This is a genomic window from Xanthobacter aminoxidans (genome assembly GCF_023571765.1).
In the GTDB taxonomy this organism is placed as follows: Bacteria; Pseudomonadota; Alphaproteobacteria; order Rhizobiales; family Xanthobacteraceae; genus Xanthobacter; species Xanthobacter aminoxidans.
The window spans coordinates 131,097-151,733 of sequence record NZ_JAMJXC010000007.1; the positions used below are offsets into that span (position 1 = coordinate 131,097).

General features: G+C 70.3%; 21 protein-coding genes. 13 read left to right on the top strand and 8 right to left on the bottom strand.

The annotated features are described in order from the left end of the window. Positions 1-158: 158 nt before the first annotated feature. On the top strand, positions 159-1,343 hold the full coding sequence (locus EJ105_RS13035; protein ID WP_250166671.1) for an MFS transporter: 1,185 nt from the start codon (positions 159-161) through the stop codon (positions 1,341-1,343). Positions 1,344-1,348: 5 nt separating this feature from the next. Here EJ105_RS13035 and EJ105_RS13040 read toward each other — a convergent pair whose 3' ends face one another. Next, the gene (locus EJ105_RS13040) at positions 1,349-2,278 is read right to left on the bottom strand and encodes a class I SAM-dependent DNA methyltransferase (protein ID WP_250166672.1); all 930 of its coding nucleotides are present in this window, start codon (positions 2,276-2,278) and stop codon (positions 1,349-1,351) included. Between the two features lie 79 nt (positions 2,279-2,357). Between EJ105_RS13040 and EJ105_RS13045 the strand changes: the two genes are divergently transcribed. Both EJ105_RS13045 and EJ105_RS13050 read left to right on the top strand, forming a co-directional pair. Continuing rightward, positions 2,358-3,404, top strand: coding sequence for a ligase-associated DNA damage response exonuclease (locus EJ105_RS13045; RefSeq protein WP_250166742.1), 1,047 nt, complete (start codon positions 2,358-2,360; stop codon positions 3,402-3,404). After that, positions 3,401-5,044, top strand: a complete 1,644-nt coding sequence (locus EJ105_RS13050; RefSeq protein ID WP_250166673.1) for a cisplatin damage response ATP-dependent DNA ligase — start codon at positions 3,401-3,403, stop codon at positions 5,042-5,044. The genes EJ105_RS13045 and EJ105_RS13050 overlap by 4 nt, the downstream gene beginning before the upstream one ends. 150 nt (positions 5,045-5,194) lie before the next feature. On the opposite strand, the gene EJ105_RS13055 is transcribed toward EJ105_RS13050, so the two are convergent. Further along, complete coding sequence (locus EJ105_RS13055) at positions 5,195-5,881, bottom strand: S24 family peptidase (protein WP_250166674.1); 687 nt, start codon at positions 5,879-5,881, stop codon at positions 5,195-5,197. A 222-nt stretch (positions 5,882-6,103) separates the two neighbouring features. Between EJ105_RS13055 and EJ105_RS13060 the strand changes: the two genes are divergently transcribed. Beyond that, positions 6,104-6,454, top strand: coding sequence for a DUF952 domain-containing protein (locus EJ105_RS13060; protein ID WP_250166675.1), 351 nt, complete (start codon positions 6,104-6,106; stop codon positions 6,452-6,454). A 3-nt stretch (positions 6,455-6,457) separates the two neighbouring features. Here EJ105_RS13060 and EJ105_RS13065 read toward each other — a convergent pair whose 3' ends face one another. From EJ105_RS13065 to EJ105_RS13075, 3 genes are all read right to left on the bottom strand, one after another. Beyond that, positions 6,458-7,780: an MATE family efflux transporter gene (locus EJ105_RS13065; RefSeq protein WP_250166676.1), complete on the bottom strand. Its 1,323-nt coding sequence runs from the start codon at positions 7,778-7,780 to the stop codon at positions 6,458-6,460. Between the two features lie 4 nt (positions 7,781-7,784). After that, positions 7,785-8,054, bottom strand: coding sequence for a DUF6460 domain-containing protein (locus tag EJ105_RS13070; RefSeq protein ID WP_024279675.1), 270 nt, complete (start codon positions 8,052-8,054; stop codon positions 7,785-7,787). Positions 8,055-8,120: 66 nt separating this feature from the next. Next, positions 8,121-9,014 carry an alpha/beta fold hydrolase gene (locus EJ105_RS13075; RefSeq protein ID WP_250166677.1) on the bottom strand — a complete coding sequence of 298 codons (894 nt, stop codon included), beginning with the start codon at positions 9,012-9,014 and terminating at the stop codon, positions 8,121-8,123. A gap of 416 nt (positions 9,015-9,430) precedes the next feature. On the opposite strand from EJ105_RS13075, the gene ffh reads away from it, so the two are divergent. The 4 genes from ffh (at position 9,431) to EJ105_RS13095 (ending at position 14,316) form a co-directional block, all read left to right on the top strand. Further along, positions 9,431-10,987 (top strand): signal recognition particle protein, encoded by a 1,557-nt coding sequence (gene ffh / locus EJ105_RS13080; RefSeq protein WP_250166678.1) that lies wholly within the window; start codon positions 9,431-9,433, stop codon positions 10,985-10,987. Between the two features lie 172 nt (positions 10,988-11,159). After that, positions 11,160-11,525 carry a 30S ribosomal protein S16 gene (gene rpsP / locus EJ105_RS13085; RefSeq protein ID WP_029557928.1) on the top strand — a complete coding sequence of 122 codons (366 nt, stop codon included), beginning with the start codon at positions 11,160-11,162 and terminating at the stop codon, positions 11,523-11,525. Positions 11,526-11,757: 232 nt separating this feature from the next. Then, entirely contained in the window at positions 11,758-13,254 is a 1,497-nt protein-coding gene (locus EJ105_RS13090; RefSeq protein ID WP_250166679.1) for a leucyl aminopeptidase, read from the top strand. A 609-nt stretch (positions 13,255-13,863) separates the two neighbouring features. Further along, positions 13,864-14,316 carry a DNA polymerase III subunit chi gene (locus EJ105_RS13095; RefSeq protein ID WP_229645770.1) on the top strand — a complete coding sequence of 151 codons (453 nt, stop codon included), beginning with the start codon at positions 13,864-13,866 and terminating at the stop codon, positions 14,314-14,316. A 197-nt stretch (positions 14,317-14,513) separates the two neighbouring features. Here the strand turns inward: EJ105_RS13095 and EJ105_RS13100 are convergent, their stop codons facing one another. Continuing rightward, positions 14,514-14,963, bottom strand: a complete 450-nt coding sequence (locus EJ105_RS13100; protein ID WP_250166680.1) for a phage holin family protein — start codon at positions 14,961-14,963, stop codon at positions 14,514-14,516. Beyond that, on the bottom strand, positions 14,960-15,202 hold the full coding sequence (locus EJ105_RS13105) for a hypothetical protein (RefSeq protein ID WP_250166681.1): 243 nt from the start codon (positions 15,200-15,202) through the stop codon (positions 14,960-14,962). Before EJ105_RS13105 ends, EJ105_RS13100 begins: the two co-directional genes overlap by 4 nt. Positions 15,203-15,391: 189 nt before the next feature. Here EJ105_RS13105 and EJ105_RS13110 point away from each other — a divergent pair, with 189 nt between their 5' ends. Then, on the top strand, positions 15,392-16,036 hold the full coding sequence (locus tag EJ105_RS13110) for a 2-hydroxychromene-2-carboxylate isomerase (protein WP_250166682.1): 645 nt from the start codon (positions 15,392-15,394) through the stop codon (positions 16,034-16,036). 99 nt (positions 16,037-16,135) lie between these two features. After that, on the top strand, positions 16,136-16,609 hold the full coding sequence (locus EJ105_RS13115) for a hypothetical protein (protein WP_250166683.1): 474 nt from the start codon (positions 16,136-16,138) through the stop codon (positions 16,607-16,609). Between the two features lie 193 nt (positions 16,610-16,802). Here the strand turns inward: EJ105_RS13115 and EJ105_RS13120 are convergent, their stop codons facing one another. After that, positions 16,803-17,759, bottom strand: coding sequence for an alpha/beta hydrolase (locus EJ105_RS13120; RefSeq protein ID WP_250166684.1), 957 nt, complete (start codon positions 17,757-17,759; stop codon positions 16,803-16,805). 123 nt (positions 17,760-17,882) lie between these two features. Here EJ105_RS13120 and EJ105_RS13125 point away from each other — a divergent pair, with 123 nt between their 5' ends. The 3 genes from EJ105_RS13125 to EJ105_RS13135 all read left to right on the top strand — a co-directional run bounded on the left by EJ105_RS13125 (position 17,883) and on the right by EJ105_RS13135 (position 20,633). After that, positions 17,883-18,356 (top strand): secondary thiamine-phosphate synthase enzyme YjbQ, encoded by a 474-nt coding sequence (locus EJ105_RS13125; RefSeq protein WP_081837666.1) that lies wholly within the window; start codon positions 17,883-17,885, stop codon positions 18,354-18,356. Between the two features lie 105 nt (positions 18,357-18,461). Further along, the gene (locus EJ105_RS13130; protein ID WP_024279688.1) at positions 18,462-19,136 is read left to right on the top strand and encodes a LuxR C-terminal-related transcriptional regulator; all 675 of its coding nucleotides are present in this window, start codon (positions 18,462-18,464) and stop codon (positions 19,134-19,136) included. 138 nt (positions 19,137-19,274) lie between these two features. Next, the gene (locus EJ105_RS13135; RefSeq protein ID WP_029557919.1) at positions 19,275-20,633 is read left to right on the top strand and encodes an AmpG family muropeptide MFS transporter; all 1,359 of its coding nucleotides are present in this window, start codon (positions 19,275-19,277) and stop codon (positions 20,631-20,633) included. Positions 20,634-20,637 lie beyond the last annotated feature (4 nt).

The following is a 20,637-nucleotide window of genomic DNA, read 5'->3' on the forward strand; positions in this document are numbered from 1 at the left end:
AGTGCCGGCTGCGCGCGCGCCCCACTCGCGAGCATGGCGGGCATTGGCTATGTTGCGCCGCAACTTATCCCCGACAGACTGAGCTGCGGGCCTCTGGGCGCCTCTTCGCCAGCCCGCGCCGTCTGCCCTGCCCCGGCCGCCCCGGCCAGAGACCGCCCATGCCCGCTTCCGCCCCGAGCCCGAACCAGCTGGGCTTCGCCCGCATCTTCGCCATGGCCGCCGCTGCCGGCGTCGCCGTGGCGAACATCTATTACAACCAGCCCATGCTGGCGGTGATGGAGGCGGACCTGCCCGGCCCGCTGACGCCGCTGGTGCCCACCGTGACGCAGCTCGGCTATGCCGCCGGCCTGTTCCTGCTGGTGCCTTTGGCCGATCAGATGGAGCGGCGGCGGCTTATTGTCCTGCATTTCGTCGCCGTGGCGGCGGCCGCCGCGTTATCGGCCTTGGCGCAGGGCCCGCTGGCGCTGCTCGCGGCTTCGCTGCTGCTCGGCCTCGGCTCCACGGTGGCGCAGCAGATCGTGCCGTTCGCCGCCCATCTCGCGCCGCCGGAGAAGCGCGGGGCGACGGTGGGCACCGTGCTGTCCGGCATCCTCGCCGGGATCCTGCTCAGCCGCACGCTGGCCGGCTTCGTCGCCGCCCACGCGGGCTGGCGCGCCATGTTCTGGCTGGCGGTGCCCATGGCGCTCGCCGCCGCGGCGCTGATGGCGGCCATGCTCCCCCGCAGCAAGCCGGAGGGCGGGCTGAGCTATGCCAGCCTCATGGGCTCGCTCCTCGGCTTGTGGAATGAGTTCCCGACGCTGCGGCGGGCGGCGATCACGCAGGCGCTGATCTTCGCCTCCTTCATCGCCTTCTGGACCATCCTCGCCTTCCGGCTGGAAGGGCCGCCCTTCGGTCTCGGCTCGGAGGCCGCCGGCCTGTTCGGCATCCTCGGGCTGGTGGGCGTGCTCGCCGCGCCGCTGTTCGGCCGCTTCACCGACCGGCGGGGACCGTCCAGCGTGGTGGTGCTCGGCGCCGTGCTGGCGCTCGCCGCGTGGCTGTTCTTCTCGCTTTGGCCGCAACTGGCGGGCCTTGCCGTGGGTGTGGTGCTGATCGACCTCGGCATCCAGAGCGCGCTGGTGGGCAACCAGCACCGCATCTTCGCCCTGCGGCCGGCGGCACGGGCGCGGCTCAACACCATCCTCGTGGGCACCATGTTCCTCGGCGGCGCCTTCGGCTCGGCTGTCGCCACGATGGCCTGGACATGGGGCGGATGGGCCGCCGTCTGTGCCACCGGGCTCATCCTGTGCGTGGGGGCGCTGGTCATCACGCTGGTCGCCGGGCGGGGCGCCTCGGCCAGGGCCTGAACGGCTCAGCCGGCCGCCAGCACGCCCACCAGCCCCGGCACCGGCACGCCCTTCTCCGAGCGGGTGGAGGCCCGCTCCAGCAGCACGACGGTAAGCCCCGCCTCCGCCGCCAACGCGCGGACATAGTCCTCTCCATGGGCATAGCGCAGCGTCTCGCGCAGCAGCACGCCTTCGCCCTCGTGCGTCTCCAGCGTGAAGGCGAAGAGGCCGCCCGGCGCCAGCGCCGCCCGCGCGGCGTGGAAGATCGGGGCGAGGTCACCCACATAGCAGAGTGCGTCGGCGGCGAGGACGAGATCGAGGCCGCCGGCCGGCATCGCCCCCAGCGCCGCCCCCATCTCGCCGGCTTCGAGGGCGGCGTAGAGGCCGAGCGCGCGGGCCTTTTCCAGCATGGCGGGGGAAAGGTCCACCCCGTCGAGCCGCTCGACCAGCGGCGCGAAGAGCACGCCGGCGAGGCCCGTGCCGCAGCCGAGGTCCAGCGCCGCACCAAAGCGGACGTCGCGCCCCTGGGTGGCACAGGCGGCCCGCACCGCCTCCAGCAGCAGCTCGGGGCCGCGATAGGCGAGCTTTTCGCGCAAAGCGGTATCGAAGCGGCCGGCATATTGGTCGAACAGGGTGCGCACATAGGCCGCCGACATCACGCCGTCCGCCGCCTCGCCCCCGAGCCGCGCCCGGCGCAGCCCCGCGCCCAGCCGGTCGGCGGGATCGAGCGCCAGCGCCCGGCCATAGGCCTCCCGCGCCGCCTCGCTTTCCCCCTGCCCTTCCCGCGCCTCGCCCAGCAGGAACCAGGCGGCGGCGAAAGCGGGCGCCGCCTCCACCGTCTCGGCGAGGAGCTCTGCGGCGGCGGCGAAATCCCCCTCGGCGAGGAAGGCGCGCGCCCAGTCGAGCCGCCGGTCGAGGACGGGATCGCCTGATGTGTCGAAGGCAGCAGCGGACAAGCTCGATCTCGCAGTTCGAGGGAACCTCGCGCAGGCGCGCAAGTCTCCCCATATAGTGGTGAACCCGCCCGATAAAGTGATGCGCCCGGAAGACCTCCTCTGCCCCTCGCCCAAGGGACTCTACAGCCCCGCCGGCGATTTCTACGTGGACCCCACCCGCGCCGTGCCGCGGGCGGTGATCACGCACGGCCATTCCGACCATGCCCGCGCCGGCCATGCCCACGTGCTCGCCACCCGCGAGACGCTGGACATCATGGCCCTGCGCATGGGGCCGGGCTTCGCGGGGGCGACGCAGGCGCTGGCCTATGGCGCGGAGATCATCCTCAACGGGGTGAAGGTGAGCCTTCATCCCGCCGGCCATGTGCTCGGCTCGGCGCAGGTGCGGCTGGAGAAGGACGGGCTCGTGATCGTCGTCTCCGGCGACTACAAGGACGCCGCCGACCCCACCTGCGCCCCGTTCGAGCCCATCCGCTGCCACGTCTTCGTCAGCGAGGCGACGTTCGGCCTGCCGGTTTTCCGCCATCCCCCCGCGGCGGGGGAGGTGGACAAGCTGCTCGCCTCGGTGCGCATCTTCCCCGAGCGCACCCACATCGTCGGCGCCTATTCGCTGGGCAAGGCGCAGCGGATGATGGCGCTGATCCGCCGCGCGGGGCACGACGCGCCCATCTACGTGCACGGCGCGCTCACCAACATCACCGACTATTATGAAAGCTGCGGCATGGATTTCGGCGAGATCCTGCCGGTGAAGGGCGCGCCGAAATCCGCTTTCGCCGGGGCCATCGTCATCGCCCCGCCCTCCTCCATGACGGACCTGTGGGCGCGGCGCTTCGCCGACCCCATCACCTGCTTCGCCTCCGGCTGGATGCGCGTGCGCGCCCGCGCCCGGCAGCGGGGGGTGGAGCTGCCGCTCGTCGTCTCCGACCATGCCGACTGGGACGGCCTCTGCGCCTCCATCCGCGCCACCGGCTGCGAGGAGTTGTGGGTGACGCACGGCGCCGAGGACGCCCTCGTCCACTGGGCCCACACCCGGCAATTGCGCGCCCGCCCCCTCCATATGGTCGGCTACGGCGAGGAGGACGAGGAGGCGGTGGTGGTCGCGCCGGAGGGGGAGGCCCCTCCCCCATGAACCGCTTCGCCGCGCTGCTGGATCGCATGTCCTACGAGGCCGGGCGCAATGCCAAGATCCGGCTCATGGCGGACTATTTCCGCTCGACGCCGGACCCGGAGCGGGGGCTCGCCCTGGCGGCGCTCACCGGGGCGCTGTCGTTCGCCAATGCCAAGCCCGGCGTGGTGCGCACGCTGATCGCCGAACGGGCGGACCCGGTGCTGTTCGAGATGTCCTATGATTATGTGGGCGACCTCTCGGAGACCGTCGCCCTCATGTGGCCCCGGCCGGAGGGCGCGCGGCCGCACGCGCCGCTGCTGTCCGAGATCGTCCACGGCCTCTCCACCTTCTCCAAGGTGTCCCTGCCCCGGCATCTGGCCGACTGGCTGGACGGCCTCGACGAGACCGGCCGCTGGGCGCTCTTGAAGCTCATCACCGGGTCCATGCGGGTGGGCGCCTCGGCGCGCCTCGCCAAGACCGCCGTGGCGAGCCTGGGGCAAGGGCTCACGGAGGTGACGCCGGACGAGGTGGAGCTGGTCTGGCCCGGCCTTGAGCCGCCCTACGAGGAGCTGTTCGCCTGGGTGGAGGGGCGCGGGCCGCGGCCGGAGACCTCCAATCCCGCCCCATTCCGCCCGGTGATGCTGGCCCACGCCATCGAGGAAACGGATTTCACCGCCCTCGATCCGGCCGATTTCCGCGCCGAATGGAAATGGGACGGCATCCGCGTGCAGGCGGTCGCGGGCACCGGGCCGGACGGCGCGCGCGTGGTGCGGCTCTATTCCCGCACCGGCGAGGACATCTCCGACGCCTTCCCGGACATGGCGGAGGCCATCGCCTTCGACGGCGCCATGGACGGCGAATTGCTCATCGTCCGCGACGGCCGGGTGGAGCCGTTCAACGTGCTCCAGCAGCGGCTGAACCGCAAAACGGTGACCGTGAAGATGCTGGCGGAATTCCCCGCCCACATCCGCGCCTATGACCTGCTGGTGGACGGCGCGGACGATTTGCGCGGCGAACCCTTCGCCACCCGCCGCGCCCGGCTGGAGGCGCTCGTGGCGCGCCTCCACACCCCACGCATCGACCTGTCCCCCATGGTGCCCTTCTCGACCTGGGAGGCGCTGACCACCGCCCGCCGCGACCCCGCCTCCGCCGGCGCGGGGGCGGACGCCGGGGCGGTGGAAGGGGTCATGATCAAGCGGGCGGACAGCCTCTATCTGCCCGGCCGGCCGAAGGGGCCGTGGTGGAAGTGGAAGCGCGATCCGCACACGGTGGATGCGGTGCTCATGTATGCCCAGCGCGGGCACGGCAAGCGCTCGTCCTTCTATTCGGACTACACCTTCGGGGTGTGGACGATCGGCGATGAGGGAGAGGATGTGCTGGTGCCGGTGGGCAAGGCCTATTTCGGCTTCACCGACGAGGAACTGAAGCAGATCGACGCCTTCGTGCGCCGCGCCACCATCAACCGCTTCGGCCCGGTGCGCGAGGTGGTGCACGAGAAGGACGAGGGGCTGGTGCTGGAAGTGGCCTTCGAGGGCCTCGCCCGCTCCACCCGCCACCGCTCCGGCATCGCCATGCGCTTCCCCCGCATCGCCCGCCTGAGATGGGACAAGCCGCCGGGCGAGGCGGACCGGCTGGAGACGCTGGAGGCGTTGCTGGGGTGAGGTGCGCGAAGGATTGAATGGCGAGGTCGTGCGGCTCGAGGTGGCGTGCGGCCTGCCCCCACAACACCGTCATGCCCGGCCTTGTCCCGGCCATGACGGCGGAGAAACAGGAAACGGCAGGGACCTTCCCGCCCGCGTCGGCACCCGCCCCTACTGGCTCGCCCACACGATCCGCGCGATCCAGTCCACCTGATCCAGCGGGATCTGCCGGTCCTCGTGGGCGGGGTTGAGGGAGCGCAGCTCGATGTGGCGGGCGGTCTTGCGCACCAGTTCCTTGGCCAGCACCTCGCCCTCCTTGGTCTTCAGCACCACCCGGTCGCCGCGGCGCGGCTCGGAGGCGGGGGAGACCACCACGATGTCGCCGTCGCGATAGACCGGCTCCATGGAATCGCCGGCGATCTCCAGCGCATAGGCGTGGGCGTCGTGGACGTCGGGAAAGACGATCTCGTCCCAGCCGGCGCCCACCGGGAAGCCCGCATCGTCGAAGAAGCCGCCGGAGCCGGCCTGGGCGAAGCCGATCTGCGGAATGGCATGGAGCGGCCGCGTCGGGGGCGGCGACGCGTCTTCGGCGAAGCCCGCGCCGCCGCCATGGGCGGCTGTGCGGTCTGAGCCGTCCAGCAAGGAGAAGAAGTGCTCCGGGCTGGTGCCGGTGGCGGCCAGCGCCTTGGCGATGCTCTCGGTGGAGGGCCAGCGCGGCCGGCCGTCGATGGTCACGCGCTTGGAGCGGTTGAAGGTGGTGGGGTCGAGCCCCGCCCGCCGGGCGAGGCCGGAGGTGGACAGCCCGTGCTGCTCGGCGAGTTCATCGACGGCACGCCAGATCTTACCGTGGGTCAGCATGGGAAAGACGTTCCTTGCCTCGAAGATCCTTGGCCTCGACAGCGAATCCGGATGCGGACCGGGGCCACCCGCGCGACACCACGCCCCCCGATGCGTGGAAGATATGAATTTGTTCCCCATTTGTACAGGACTTCAGTCCGCATGCAACCATAAGGCGAACACAGTTGCCCTTTCGTTCGTGCCGGCCTATGTGCGTCGCCGATCCATTGAGGAGCATCGCCCGTGACTGCCGCCCCCCTCATCTACAAGATCGCCCCCGCCGCCTTGTGGGCCGCCGCCGAGCAAGCGGGCGTGTTCACCGGGGCGCCGGTGGACGTGGCGGACGGCTACATCCATTTCTCCACCGCCGCGCAGGCGCGCGAGACGGCGGCGAAGCACTTCGCCGGGCAAGCCGACCTGAAGCTGGTGGCTATCGAGGCGGCGGCGCTGGGCGCGGCGCTGAAGTGGGAACCCTCACGCGGTGGCGCCCTCTTCCCCCATCTCTACGCGCCGCTGCCGCTCACCGCTGTGAGATGGGTGCGCGACCTGCCGCTCGGCGCGGACGGGGCCCACGTCTTCCCCACGCTGGACTGAAACTCAGCCGAAGGTCCGCCGCTCCAGCGCCGGCAGGCGCAGGGCCTGGAAGCCGCCGCGCGCGAGGAGGAAGGCCAGCATCGCCAGCCAAAGGCCGTGATTGCCCAGCGGCCGCAAGGCGAGGAACACGCCGAGATAGACGCCCAGCGAGGCGAGCATCAGGTTGCGCATGTCGCGCGACCACAGCGCGCCGATATAGACGCCGTCGAAAGCATAGGCCGTCACCCCCGCCACCGGCAGCAGCGCGGCGTAGAGAAGATAGATTCGCGCTTCGGCCCGCACCTCCGGGCTGGTGCTCATGGCGTCCACGATGGCCGGGCCGGTGACGAGGTAGACCGCCCCCGCCAGCACCGCGAAGGCAAATCCCCACACGATGGACAGCCGCACCCCGGCGGAAAAATCCGCCCGGCGCCGCGCACCCACGGCCGAGCCGCAGATCTGCTCGGCGGCGGTGGCGAAACCATCGAGGAAATAGGCGGCCACCATCACCATGTTCTGGAGAACGGCATTGGCGGCGAGGGTCACGTCGCCCGCCCGTGCGCCCTGCGCGGCGAAGAAGGAGAAGGCGAACATCAGCGCCGCGGTGCGGATCATGATGTCGCGGTTGAGCATGACGGTCTGGATGAGCCGCGCCTTGTCGAGCAGCACCGCCTTCGCCACCCCGAGCCGCCCGCCCAGCAGCACGGCGCACAGGACGAGCCCGGCCGCCGCTCCGACGATTTCGGCGACGAGGGTTCCCGCCGCCGAGCCGGCGACGCCCCATCCGGCGCCAAGCACGAGCGCGGCCGAGAGCACCATGTTGAGGACATTGATTCCCAGCTGGAGCACCAGCGCCCGCCCGGTGCGGCCGAGGCCCACCAGCCAGCCCAGCACCACGTAATTGGCCAGGGTGAAGGGCGCGGCGAAGATGCGGATGGCGTAATAGTCGCGCACCGCCGCGTTCACCTCCTCGCTCGCCCCCGCCAGCGACAGGGCCGCGCTCTCGATGGGTGTGCGCAGGAGCACGATCAGGAGACCGAGCGCGCCGGCGACCAGCAGGCCGCGCGCCAGAACCGCCCGCTCCTCCACCGCATCACGTCGCCCCACCGCCTGCGCGGCGAGGCCCACCGTGCCCATGCGCAGGAAGCCGAACACCCAGAACAGCATGTCGAAGATGATGGCGGCGAGCGCCACGCCGCCGAGCAGCGACGCGCTGCCGAGCCGACCCACCACCGCCGCATCCACCACGCCCAGCATCGGCGTGGTGAGGTGCGCCAGCGTCATCGGCAGCGCGATGGCGAGCACGCGCCGGTGCGTCACGCCCCCCGAGACGGCGGCGAGGGACACGGCCTCAGCGCCGGCCGAACACGCGCATGAGCAGCCAGAGCGGAATGACGATGACGGCGCCGAGCAGGAAATAGCGCCACATGCGCTCCACCGCCTCGAAGCTGAAGCTGAACAGGTTGCGCAGCAGGCGCTGGAGGCTGGTGAGGATGTTCATCGGGTCGAGCCCGAGGGCAGCGAGGATCACGCCCACCACCACCGAGAGCAGCACGAGCCGCACCAGCACCCAGGCAGGCGACCCGCCGAAGAAGCGCGTGAGATCGTTGTTCTCGGACATGGGCGGGGCTCCTGTGACGGCCGTGGTTTAGCACGACCGTCGCGCAGGGGGGAGACGGAGCCTGCCTCAGCCCGCCCGCAGGAAGTCCGTGACCAGCGCGACGGTGGCGGCGGGGTTCTCCTCCATGATCCAGTGGCCGCTGCCGGGCACCACATCACCCGTCACGTCGCTGGCGGCGAAGCGCATCACCTCGGCCATCCCGAGGCCGAACGAATGCTCGCCGCCCAGCGCCAGCACCGGCATGGCGAGCTTGCCCGCCTTGAGGAATTCCACGTTGTCGAGGGCGTCCTGGTCGAAGGCGGCGAACTGGGCGAAGCCCGCGTGCATGGCGCCGGGCTGGGCGTAGAGCGCGGCGTAATGTTCCCGCGCGGCCTCCGAGAAGTGGCTGGGATCGGCGGAGAATTCGTTCCAGAAGCGATCGAGATAGATGCGCTCGCGCCCGGCGACGAGGCGCTCCATGTCCGGCCCGCCGAAGCGGAAATGCCAGAGCAGCGGGTTCTTCAGGATCTCGTCCCACGGTCCGACGCCGGGCAGCGGCGCATCGATGAGGGCGAATTTCGTCACCCGGTCGCGGTGGAGCGCGGCGAAGGCGAAGCCCACCATGTTGCCGATGTCGTGGGTGACGAGCGCAACCTTGTCGATTCCGAGGGCATCGAGCAGGCCGGCCATGTCGGCGCCCTGGGTCTTCTTGTCGTAGCCGCCGGGCGGCTTGGCCGAGAGGCCCATGCCGCGCAGGTCCGGCACCACCACGGTGTGGGTGGGCGCCAGCGCCTGGGCGAGGGCGCCCCACATGTCGCCGGTCTCGCCATAGCCGTGGATGAGCAGCACCGCCGGCCCTTGCCCGCCCGTGCGGACATGGAGGGTGGTGCCGTTGGTCTCGATCTCCGCGATGCGGAAATCGGCGGGAAAGGGAACGATCTGGCTCGCTTCGGGGGCAGCAGTCGAAGGCGTCTGGGGCATGGTTTCCTCCCCGCCGCTGGCCGGCGGATGCGCGAGATGCGCTAAGGGAAAGTATGGTCTGTTCCGATGACGACCAGTAGTGGTGCTGCGCGCAAACTTCGCTTGCGCGGCGAACCTTGCCGCATCGTGATGGCGGGCGCAGAATAGGTAGGTACAGCGGCCGCGCGCCCTGCCCCGACGGCGGCGAATTTGCCTCTCCGGCACAAACCTGCTAACAGCCCCAGCTTCACACGGACGGCCATGCCGATCCCGCCGACCGGGCCGAGAGCCCGGAGGCCCCCGCCCGACAGCGCGATGCGCCCTCGGGCGTGCTTTGCGTTGGCTTGATGTGGCGTCCCCTGGATGCTCCCTCATCCGGCCCGCGCAGCGCGGGAGATCATCGCCGTCCGGTGTGAAGCTGCAACACCCGGGTGCCCATGTTCGATACCCTTTCCGACCGCCTCGGCGGCATACTCGACAAGCTGAAGCGGCGCGGCGCTCTCACCGAGGCCGACGTCGGCGAGGCCATGCGCGAGGTGCGCCGCGCGCTGATCGAGGCGGACGTGGCGCTGGACGTGGTGCGCTCCTTCACCGACCGGGTGCGCCAGCGCGCCGTGGGCGTGGAGGTCATCAAGTCCGTCACCCCCGGCCAGATGGTGGTGAAGATCGTCCACGACGAGCTCGTGGCGACTCTCGGCTCCGACGCCGACCCCATCGACCTGAACGCCCCCGCCCCGGTGCCGATCCTGATGGTCGGCCTGCAGGGCTCGGGCAAGACCACCTCCACCGCCAAGATCGCCAAGCGCCTCACCGAACGCGGCAAGCGCAAGGTGCTGATGGCCTCGCTCGACACCCGCCGTCCGGCGGCCATGGAGCAGCTGGCCACGCTGGGCAAGCAGGTGGAGGTCGCGACCCTTCCCATCGTCGCCGGGCAATCGGCCGTGCAGATCGCCAGGCGCGCCATCGAGGCGGCGAAGCTCGGCGGCTACGACGTGGTGATGCTCGACACCGCCGGCCGCGTCACCCTCGATGAGGGGTTGATGGCCGAGGTGGCCGAGGTGAAGGCCGTCACCAAGCCGCATGAAGTGCTGCTGGTCGCCGACAGCCTCACCGGCCAGGACGCGGTGAACACCGCCAAGGCCTTCGACGGCCGCGTGGGCCTCACCGGCATCGTGCTGACCCGCGCGGATGGCGATGGTCGCGGTGGTGCGGCTCTTTCCATGCGCGCCGTCACCGGCAAGCCCATCAAGCTGCTCGGCACCGGCGAAAAGATGGACGCGCTGGAGGATTTCGATCCCCATCGCGTGGCTGGCCGCATCCTCGGCATGGGCGACGTGGTCGCCCTCGTGGAGCGGGCCGCCGAGAATATCGACATCGAGAAGGCGAAGATCACTGCCGAGCGCATGCGCAAGGGCACCTTCGACCTTGACGATCTGCGCGGCCAGCTGGAGCAGATGTCCAAGATGGGCGGCCTCGGCGGGCTCATGGGCCTGATGCCCGGCGTCGCCAAGGTGAAGAACCAGATCGCCGCCGCGAACCTCGACGACAAGGTGTTCAAGCGGCAGGTGGCCATCATCAATTCGATGACCCCCAAGGAGCGCCGCGCGCCCAAGCTGCTCGACGCTTCCCGCAAGCGCCGCATCGCCGCCGGCTCCGGCACCAAGGTGGAGGAGATCAACCGCCTCCTGAAGATGCATCGCCAGATGGCCGACGTGATGAAGGCCATGGGCGGCGCCGCCGGCAAGCGCGGCCCGCTCGCGGGTCTCGCCGGCATGATGGGCTTCGGCGGCGGCGGCCCCTCCCCCGAGATGCTGCAGGAAATGGCGGAAAAGATGGGCAAGGGCGGCCCCGGCGGAATGCCCGGCGCGCCCGGCGGCCTGCCGCCGAACTTCCCCGGCCTGCCCGGCGGCGGCCTGCCGTCCAAATTCCCCGGCGGGCTCCCCGGCCTGCCGAAGGGCTTTCCTGGAGTGGGAGGGCCCGGCAAGAAGAAGTAATTCCGCTCTCTCCCGTCATGGCCGGGCTTGTCCCGGCCATCCACGTCCAGCGGCCTGGCGCATTCCTGCGAGAAGCGTGACGGCGGGACGACGTGGATGCCCGGGACAAGCCCGGGCATGACGGCCTCAGACACTCACATCCACCAATCGAACGACCCAAAGGAAGAAGACCATGTCCCTCAAGATCCGTCTCGCCCGCGGCGGCGCCAAGAAGCGTCCCTACTACCGCATCGTCGTCGCCGACGCCCGCGCCCCGCGCGATGGCCGCTTCATCGAGAAGATCGGCACCTTCAACCCGCTGCTGGCCAAGGATTCCGAGACCCGCGTGGTGCTCGACACCGAGAAGGCGAAGGCGTGGCTCGAGAAGGGCGCCCAGCCCACCGACCGCGTGGCCCGCTTCCTCGACGCCGCCGGCCTGCTGAAGCGCGAAGCCAAGAACAACCCGAAGAAGGCCGAGCCCGGCCAGAAGGCCCAGGAGCGCGCCAAGGAGAAGGCCGACAAGGCCGCCGCGGCCGCGGGTGGCGAAGCCGCCGAGTGAGGCTTTCCTTTCGGGAAGATGAGGAATGGGGGCGCCTGGCGCCCCCTTTTCTTTTGCGGCAACGGTTCACAACCGCGCCCCGGCACCTATCTAAGCCCCAGTCCCGAAAGCTCGGGCGCGGCGGCACCACCGTGACGCTGAGGGCGGTTCCCCCTGTCCGCCGACCGGGCTAGAGAAGGGCGACGCATATTCTGAATCCATTCTGCCCCTCCCGCTGCTTCTGGAGCGCCTGATGTCCGATCCCGTCACCGTCTCGTTCGCCCGGCTCACCGCCGCCGCCAAGGGCGTCCTCGTGGTGCTCACCGACGAAAGCCTCGCCTTCGGCACGCAGGCGCAGAAGCTGGTGAAGGGGGCCGACAAGGCGCTGACCCGCGCGTTCGACGCCGAGAAGTTCAAGGGCAAGGCCTGGAGCGCGCTGGACCTGCTCGCCCCCGCCGGCATCGAGGCGCCGCGCCTCATCATCATCTCGGTGGGCAAGGCGGCGGACCTGAAGCCCAAGGACTTCCTGAAGCTCGGCGGCCTCATCGCCGGCAAGCTGCCCGCCTCCGCCCGCGAGGCGAGCGTGGTGCTCGACCTGCCCGGCACCAAGATCTCCGCCGATTCCGCCGCCGAGGTGGCGCTGGGCATCTCGCTGCGCAGCTACAGCTTCGACCGCTACAAGACCAAGAAGAAGGACGATGCCGAGCCGACCGCCCGCGCCGTGACCCTCCTCGTCTCCGACGAGGCCGGCACCAAGCGCGCCTATGCCGCCCGGCAGGCGGTGGGCGACGGCGTGCTGTTCGCCCGCGACCTCGTGAACGAGCCCGCCAACGTGCTCGACCCGCCGGAATTCGCCCGCCGCGCCGAGGAGCATCTTTCCGGCGTGGGCGTCGAGATCGAGGTGCTGGACGATGCCGCCCTCGCGGAAGCCGGCCTCAAGGCGCTGCTCGGCGTCGGCCAGGGCTCCATCAAGGAAAGCCGCGTCGTGGTGATGCGCTGGAACGGCGGCCCCAAGGACGAGGCGCCGGTCGCCTTCATCGGCAAGGGCGTCACCTTCGACACCGGCGGCATCTCCATCAAGCCGGCCGCCGGCATGGAGGACATGAAGGGCGACATGGGCGGCGCCGCCTGCGTCACCGGCCTCATGTATGCGCTCGCCGCCCGCAAGGCGAAGGTGAACGCAGTGGGCCTCATCGGCCTCGTGGAGAACATGCCCGACGGTGCTGCCCAGCGCCCCGGCGACATCGTCACCTCGCTCTCCGGCCAGACCATCGAGATCATCAACACCGACGCCGAGGGCCGGCTCGTGCTGTGCGACGTGCTCTGGTACGCCAAGGAGCGCTTCAAGCCCAAGTTCATGATCGACCTCGCGACCCTCACGGGCGCGATCCTGGTGGCGCTGGGCTCGGAATATGCCGGCCTCTTCTCCAACGACGACGAACTATCCCAGCGCCTCACCCAGGCCGGTCAGGAGACCGGCGAGCGGGTGTGGCGCATGCCGCTCGGCCCGGAATACGACAAGCTGATCGACTCGAAGTTCGCCGACATGAAGAACACCGGCGGCCGCAACGCCGGCTCCATCACCGCCGCCCAGTTCCTGCACCGCTTCGTGGACAAGACCCCGTGGGCGCATCTCGACGTGGCCGGCACGGCCATGTCCTCCCCCGCGAGCGACATCAACAAGAGCTGGGGCTCGGGCTGGGGCGTGCGCCTGCTCGACCAGCTGGTGAAGGACCACTACGAGGGCTGAGGCTCGCCTCTTTCACGGCCGTCGCCTCTCTCACAACCGTCGCCCTCCGGCTTGACCGGAGGGCCCATCTCCCCGCTTGAGCCGAGGCGGGGAGGGAGAGGCAAATGGCGCCATGGGTCCTCCGGTCAAGCCAGAGGACGACGGCAGATGAGACAGGAAGGCGTTATTCCGCGGGCCCAGCGTGGGGCGGATGCTTCGGCTCGGTCAGGCGCACGGCGGCATAGCCCATCGCGATCACCACGAGGGGCATGACCACATAAGCATAAAGCCAGAGGCCGGTCATATCAGTCGTCCAAGCACGCTTCTTGCCATGAAATGTAGCACACCTGCCGCGGCCAGCCAAAATACGCTACCCAGGGCAATGAGTGGGCCATGGGACGGGGACCCTGCGGCCGCCCCTCCCAGACCGTAAAGCGATGCAACGGCCGGCCCCAGCGCACCGACCGTGAGACAGGCGGTCGAGGCCCGGTCGAGAGCATTGGCCGTCAGCTTGGTGCGCTCGTTCTGGATGAGGCTCATGGGCCGCATATGGATGCCGCCCCCGCGCCGGTCAAGCCAGACGGCGGCGGCGCAGGACATCACGCGGCGCCGCGTGCTAGCCTCCCCGCAATGACCGAAATCCTCTTCTACCACCTTGAGCGCCGCCCTCTGGAGCAGGTGCTGCCGATGCTGCTGGAGAAGTCGCTGGAGCGCGGCTGGCGGTGCGTGGTGCAGTGCGGGTCGGCGGAGCGGCGGGACGCGCTCGATTCCCATCTGTGGACCTACAGCGAGGCCTCCTTCCTGCCCCACGGCACGGAGGCGCAGCCGCTGCCCGAGCGCCAGCCGGTGCTCATCGCCACCTCCGAGGCGAACCCCAACGGCGCGCAGGTGCGTTTTCTGGTGGATGCGGTGCCGCTCGCCGATGCCTCGCCCTATGCGCGCGTCGTCCACCTCTTCGACGGGCGGGACGACGAGCAGGTGGCCAAGGCCCGCGAGCGCTGGCGCGAGGCCAAGGCGGTGGCCGGCAACGAACTCACCTACTGGCAGCAGGACGAGAACGGGCGCTGGGTGCGCAAGGCGTGAGAATTGCCCTGCGTTACTGCAGGAAGAATCACCCCGTCGTCCGTCATCGCCCGCCTTGTGCGGGCGATCCACGGTGGGGCCGGGTCCACACCTTCGAACATGGCTCAAGCGGCAGGTGGATCGCCCGGACACGCCGGGCGATGACGGCGCTCATGAAGGGAGGCATTCCTCCCGCACGCATAAGGCTCTGCCTGCCCCTACGCCCGCGGACTGCGGCGGAACAGGCGGGTGAGCAGCGTCAGCACCGGCAGGATCAGCCCCGGCACGGCGGCGAGCGAGGCGTAGGAGGCGACGTTGGCCTGGGTGGCGCGCAGGTCCGCGGCCACCGCATCCATGGCCGACTGGCTCACCTGATTGGCCAGCGCCAGCTCGCGCGAGGGCTTCAGCATGGCGCCGATGATGGCCACGATGAGCGCGAGGAAGAGCCCTCCGCCGCCCACCACCACGGCCGCCCAGATCGGCCCCATGGATTGCTCCAGCGCCAGGAACAGCGCGACGCCCAGCATCACCACGCCGAAGCTCGCCACCAGAGCGGCGAAGGCGAACAGGCCGGCGCGGGCCGCGATGTGGCGCAGGTGGATTTCGGCAATGATGGTGTTGGTGCGCAGCAGAATCTTCAGATTCCGCATCAGCTGGTCGAAATTCATCCCGCGTCCCTTCCTCTGCGCACAACCCTGACCGGCCGGAGCAGCGAGCCTGCCACCGCCCCCGCCAGAAACGACACGGCCATCCACGCCAGGGGGTTCATCCGCACGGCCCGCCGCGCCTTCGCGCCGCCCGCCGCCTCAGGTCCGCTCGGCGGTCCCTTGGCCATGGCCGCCTTCAGCGCCACCCCTGCCAGCTCGCTCTTGAGCTCGACCAGCTCGGATTCCCGTTCGTCGCCCATACCGCCTCCCGGAACGTCTCCGGGCCGCCTGAGAGGGAAGCACCGTGCGCCGCCCTGTCAAGCCGCCCTGCGCAAGGACAACTTCCGGATCGGTCGATTGATCCCCGCGCCCGGGCTTCAAGGCGACGGAAAGAGGCTCTAGCATCGCCCTCCCGCCCAAGGACGATCCCAAGAGAAGGCCTGCCCCCAATGAGCCCGACCCCCGCCGCGCCGCGCACCCTCGACTATTTCTTCTCCAGCGTGAGCCCCTGGACCTTCCTGGGCCACGGCCCGGTGATGGCGCTCGCCGCGCGCCATGGCGTCAATGTGCGCTTCCATCCGGTGGCCCTCGGCCCCGTCTTCGCGGAAACCGGCGGCCTGCCGCTCGCCAAGCGCGCCCCGCCGCGCCAGCGCTACCGCATTCTCGAGCTTCAGCGCTGGCGGCAGAAGCGCGGCGTGGACCTCAACGTCCACCCCGCCCACTGGCCGTTCGACGGCACGCTGGCCGACCAGACCATCCTCGCCGCCATCGAGGCCGGGCACGCGCCCGGCGCGCTGATGGAGCGGATCTTCTCCGGCGTCTGGGTCCGGCAGGAAAATCTCGGCCTGCCCGAGGTCATCGCCGCCTGCGCCGACGCGGTGGGCCTGCCCGGCGCCGAGCTGGTGGCGGCGGCGGGCGAGGAGAAGATCGCCGCGCTCTATCTGGAGAACCGCGCCAAGGCGCTCGCCGCCGACGTGTTCGGCGCGCCGTCCTATGTGCTGGATGGCGAGGTGTTCTGGGGCCAGGACCGCATCGACCTGCTGGACGACGCCCTCACCTCCGGCCGCGCGCCCTATCGGCCGGACGTGGCCTGAAGTCCCCTGCCCCCTTCCGGCCCCGATCGGCGTGATTATCTAGCGGGAATGACGCGGCGGAACGGGCCGCGGACGTGACGGCGGGATTTGGAGGCGCGCATGGTCTTCCCGGCTCATCCGGCGCATTCGGCCGGTCTCGCGGCGGTCCTCGCCGCGAGCCTTCTGGCGGCCCCTGCCCTCGCGCAGGCGCAAGTTCCGCCCGTGCCGCCCGGCGACACCACGGCGCCGCGCTTCTCCTTCGCCCCGGTGGAGGGCGGCGCGCTGAAGCTCGACCGGGAGACCGGCCGCGTCTCCCTGTGCGCCAAGCGCGGCACGGGCTTCACCTGCGAGGCGGTGCCTGACACGCGCGATGCCTATGAGGCGGAGATCGCCCGCCTTCAGGGGGAGGTGGACACCCTGCGCCGCTCGGCCCAGCTTCCACCGCTCCCGCCCCTGCCGCCGACACAGGGGCCGAACGCCAGCCCCGACACCTCAGACATGGACCGCGCCCTCGACTATGCCGAGCGCTTCTACAAGCGCCTGCGCGGCCTCATCGACGAATTCCGCGCGCCCAACGGGCAGGAGAAGCTCTGAGAGCGCGAAAGGCCGAGGGGTGGGGGCTTCGCCATTGGCCCCGCCCGTCATGCCCGGGCTTGTCCCGGGCATCCACGTCGAGCCGTTTCGCGCTCACCTGAGTCGTAGTCCCGGCCGAGCCACGTGGATGGCCGGGACAAGCCCGGCCATGACGGCGGGAAAAACAGGGGGCTGGCCGCTGACGCCCCCTCCCTCAGAACTCCGCCAGATACCCGTCGATCCGCTTCAGCGCCTGGTCGGCGATGGTGCCGGGGAAGGCGATGAAGACGTGGCAGCCGCCGGGATAGACCTCCAGCTCGGTGCCATTCCCCGCCGCCGCCCACGCATTGGCCATGAAGAGCGTGTCGTCCACCAGAGGGTCGCGGCCGCCGACGATGAACAGCGCCTTGGGCAGGCCCTTGAGGCGCGCCAGCAGCGGCGACACGTCCGGGTCGTCGGCCTTGCCTTCAAGCCGCAGGTAGTTGTCGACGAAGAACTGGATGTCCCGCGTGTTCAGCACCAGCGGCAGGTCGCCCCAGTTGCGGACGGAGGGGGTCAGGCGCAGGTCGTAGCAACCGGCGGTGAGCACGGCGACGGAGAAGGGCGTGAGGCCGTGGCGGTCACGCAGCCGCACGAGGGTCGCGACCGCCAGCGTCGCGCCGCCCGATTCCCCGCCGATGGCGAAGCGCTCGGTGCCGAAGCGGGCCTTCGCCTCCTTCACCAGCCAGAGGGCGGCCGCTTCGCAATCGTCCGGGCCGGCGGGATAGGGCACTTCCGGCGCCAGCGCATAATCCACCGAGACCACCGCCAGCCCGCAATTGGCGGCGATGCGGTCCAGCAGCGCCTCGTTCTCGCGCGCCGAACCCAGCGTCCAGCCGCCGCCATGGATGTGGAAATAGACGCCCCTGGGCGCGCCGTCCGGCCTGTAGATGCGCACCGGCACCGGGCCGCGCGGGCCGGGAATGGTCTCGGCCGTGGCGCGCGGGCTTTCCGGCGCCAGCGGAAACACGCCCTTGCCGGCGAGGCGGGCGGCGCGAATCTCGGGCAGCGGGGTGGCCCACCGGTCGGGGATGGCGGACAGGACCTTCACGATGGCATCGTTGACCATGCGCGTGTCGGGCGCGATGGCCGCATCGGCGAACACGGCGGGATCGAGAACCAGCTTCGACATGGAAGAACCCTGATCGTTGGGCGTCGCCGCCCGAAAAGGCGGCGCGGCAGGCCGTGAACTGGTACGTGGCGGGCGAACACCGCGCAAGAAGCGAACACCGCGCAAGCAGGAGGAGACATCACCATGGCGCGCACCAGCCGCACCCCGGCGCGACTGAGCGGGGCCGTGCGCCACGCCGAGGCGACGCTTCAGGTGGAGACGCCCGGCGAGGGCTTCACCGACATCACCCGCGAGGCCACCGCCTTCCTCACCGAGATCGCCGCCGGCGACGGCGTGCTCACCGTCTTCTGCCGCCACACCTCGGCGTCCCTCACCATCCAGGAGAATGCCGACCCGGACGTGCAGACCGATCTTCTCACCGCCCTGCGCACCCTCGCACCGCGCAATTTCCGCTGGGTGCACGACACCGAGGGGCCGGACGACATGCCGGCCCATGTGCGCACCATGCTCAGCGACGCCAGCCTCTCCATCCCCGTGCGCGGCGGACGGCCGGGGCTCGGCACGTGGCAGGGCATCTACCTCGTGGAGCATCGCGAGCGGCCCCATCGGCGCGAGGTGGTTTTGACTTTCACCGGAACGCTTGGTCAATTTCCCTGATCGGCTTGTCACCGCTTCGCCACGGATTGATGATCGCAGAATCGATTCGCGCTAACGTTGTGGCGACCGCGCGACAAGAAGCTGAAGCCTTGCGGGGGAGGAAGCATGGTGGAAGATGCCGGGAACGGACTGCGCCTCGTCATCGCCGACGACCATCCCCTGTTCCGCGGTGCCTTGCGGGAAGCGGTGCTCGGCCGCAGCGCCGATGCCAGGATCGAGGAGGTCGGCACCTTCGACGACCTGACGGCGCTCTTGGAGCGCGACCCCGAGTTCGACCTGATCCTGCTCGACCTCACCATGCCCGGCGCGCGGGGCTTTTCCGGCCTCATCTATCTGCGCGCCCAGTACATGGCGATCCCGGTGGTGGTGGTCTCGGGCAATGAGGAGCCGGCGGTGATCCGCCGCTGCCTCGATCTCGGTGCCTCCGGCTTCATCCCCAAGAGCATGAGCGTCGGCAACATGCGCGATGCGGTGGCGCAGGTGCTGAAGGGCGAGACCTTCCTGCCGCCCGACATCAACGTGACCACCAAGGCCGACGCCGAGACCGACGCCATCATCGCCCGCCTCTCCACCCTCACGCCCCAGCAGGTGCGGGTGCTGATGATGCTGGCCGAGGGCCGGCTCAACAAGCAGATCGCCTATGAGCTGTCCGTCTCCGAGGCGACGGTGAAGGCGCACGTCTCCGCCATCCTTCAGAAGCTGGGCGTGGAAAGCCGTACCCAGGCCGTGATCGCGGTGTCCAAGGTGGAACAGGGCCTGTGGAGCCATCCGCAGGCGTGAGCACGGACCGGCCCGTTCTGCCACGGTAGGAACCTCTTCACCGGTCACGCTCATAAAGCAGGGCGAGGACCGGGATGCCGCGCGCAGCATCCCGCAGCGGCACGCCACCGGCGTTCCGGGAATGGCGGAAGGATCGAGATGACCGAGCAAAGCCTCAGCCCGACCGGCTCCGAAGCCCCCCGGCGGCGCACCCTGAAGGAGGCCGTCGCGCTCTATACCCAGCGCGACGTGCTCTCCGTCAGCCTGCTCGGCTTCTCCTCCGGCCTGCCGCTGGCGCTCACCGGCGGCACGCTCTCGCTGTGGATGAAGGACGTGGGGGTGACGCTCACCGCCATCGGCCTGTTCAGCCTCGTGGGCCTGCCCTACACGCTGAAGTTCCTGTGGGCGCCGGTGCTGGACGCGGTGGACGTGCCGATCCTGTCCCGCCTGCTCGGCCGGCGGCGCGGCTGGCTTCTGGCCTGCCAGGTTGTGCTCATCGCCGCCATCGCGGCGCTCGCGCTTCAGGACCCCATCAGCGCCCCCTTCGGCGTCGCCGCCTGCGCGCTGGCCGTCGCCATCGCCTCGGCGACGCAGGACATCGCGGTGGATGCCTTCCGCGTGGAACGGCTGGAGAGCGCGAGCGAACAGGCCGCCGGCATGGCCGGATACGTCACCGGCTACCGCATCGCCATGCTGGCCACCGGCGCCGGCGTCATCGCGCTGGTCGCCTATCTGGAAACGGCGCTGGGCCTGCCGCGCGGCACCAGCTGGTTCTGGGGCTACATGATCGCCGCCGGATGCGTCGCCATCGGCCTCGTCGCCACCCTGTTCGCCCGCGAGCCCAGGGCGCCGGTGCGCGCGCCGGATGAAGGCACCGGACACCGGCTGGTGGCCACCACCGTGGGCGCGTTCGGCGAGTTCCTGCGCCGCAACCAGGCGGTGATGATCCTGCTGTTCGTGATGCTGTTCAAATTCTGCGATGCCTTCGCCGGCGTGCTCACCGGGCCGTTCGTGCTGGACATCGGCTTCTCGAAGGCCACCTACGTGGAGATCGTGAAGGTGGTGGGCTTCGGCGGCACCATCGCCGGCAGCTTCGTGGGCGCGTGGATCGCCCGCGAGCGTCCGCTGGTGACGTGCCTGTGGATCTCCGGCGTCCTCCAGATCACCTCCAACCTCGGCTTCACGCTCCAGGCCTATGTGGGCCCGAACGAGGCGGTGCTGACGGGCGTCATCCTCATCGAGAACTTCACCAGCGCCATCGGCACGGTGATCTTCGTGGCCTATCTCTCGGCCCTGTGCGGCGCGCGGGAGCATACCGCCACCCAGTACGCGCTGCTGACGGCGCTGACCGCGGTGGGCCGCACCCTGCTCGGTTCCTCCAGCGGCGCCATCGCCGAGGCGTCGGGCTGGCCGCTGTTCTTCGTCCTCACCGCCGTCGCCGGCCTGCCGGGCCTCGCCGCCCTCGGATGGCTCCAGATGAAGGGGCACTTCGCCGAACTGGCCCGCGACAGGGCCTGACCGG

Coding starts and splice junctions, on each gene's coding strand:
- EJ105_RS13035 (WP_250166671.1), top strand. CDS start 159: ATGCCCGCTTCCGCCCCGAGCCCGAACCAGCTGGGCTTCGCCCGCATC.
- EJ105_RS13045 (WP_250166742.1), top strand. CDS start 2,358: ATGCGCCCGGAAGACCTCCTCTGCCCCTCGCCCAAGGGACTCTACAGC.
- EJ105_RS13050 (WP_250166673.1), top strand. CDS start 3,401: ATGAACCGCTTCGCCGCGCTGCTGGATCGCATGTCCTACGAGGCCGGG.
- EJ105_RS13055 (WP_250166674.1), bottom strand. CDS start 5,881: ATGCTGACCCACGGTAAGATCTGGCGTGCCGTCGATGAACTCGCCGAG.
- EJ105_RS13070 (WP_024279675.1), bottom strand. CDS start 8,054: ATGTCCGAGAACAACGATCTCACGCGCTTCTTCGGCGGGTCGCCTGCC.
- EJ105_RS13075 (WP_250166677.1), bottom strand. CDS start 9,014: ATGCCCCAGACGCCTTCGACTGCTGCCCCCGAAGCGAGCCAGATCGTT.
- ffh (WP_250166678.1), top strand. CDS start 9,431: ATGTTCGATACCCTTTCCGACCGCCTCGGCGGCATACTCGACAAGCTG.
- rpsP (WP_029557928.1), top strand. CDS start 11,160: ATGTCCCTCAAGATCCGTCTCGCCCGCGGCGGCGCCAAGAAGCGTCCC.
- EJ105_RS13090 (WP_250166679.1), top strand. CDS start 11,758: ATGTCCGATCCCGTCACCGTCTCGTTCGCCCGGCTCACCGCCGCCGCC.
- EJ105_RS13095 (WP_229645770.1), top strand. CDS start 13,864: ATGACCGAAATCCTCTTCTACCACCTTGAGCGCCGCCCTCTGGAGCAG.
- EJ105_RS13100 (WP_250166680.1), bottom strand. CDS start 14,963: ATGAATTTCGACCAGCTGATGCGGAATCTGAAGATTCTGCTGCGCACC.
- EJ105_RS13105 (WP_250166681.1), bottom strand. CDS start 15,202: ATGGGCGACGAACGGGAATCCGAGCTGGTCGAGCTCAAGAGCGAGCTG.
- EJ105_RS13110 (WP_250166682.1), top strand. CDS start 15,392: ATGAGCCCGACCCCCGCCGCGCCGCGCACCCTCGACTATTTCTTCTCC.
- EJ105_RS13115 (WP_250166683.1), top strand. CDS start 16,136: ATGGTCTTCCCGGCTCATCCGGCGCATTCGGCCGGTCTCGCGGCGGTC.
- EJ105_RS13120 (WP_250166684.1), bottom strand. CDS start 17,759: ATGTCGAAGCTGGTTCTCGATCCCGCCGTGTTCGCCGATGCGGCCATC.
- EJ105_RS13125 (WP_081837666.1), top strand. CDS start 17,883: ATGGCGCGCACCAGCCGCACCCCGGCGCGACTGAGCGGGGCCGTGCGC.
- EJ105_RS13130 (WP_024279688.1), top strand. CDS start 18,462: ATGGTGGAAGATGCCGGGAACGGACTGCGCCTCGTCATCGCCGACGAC.
- EJ105_RS13135 (WP_029557919.1), top strand. CDS start 19,275: ATGACCGAGCAAAGCCTCAGCCCGACCGGCTCCGAAGCCCCCCGGCGG.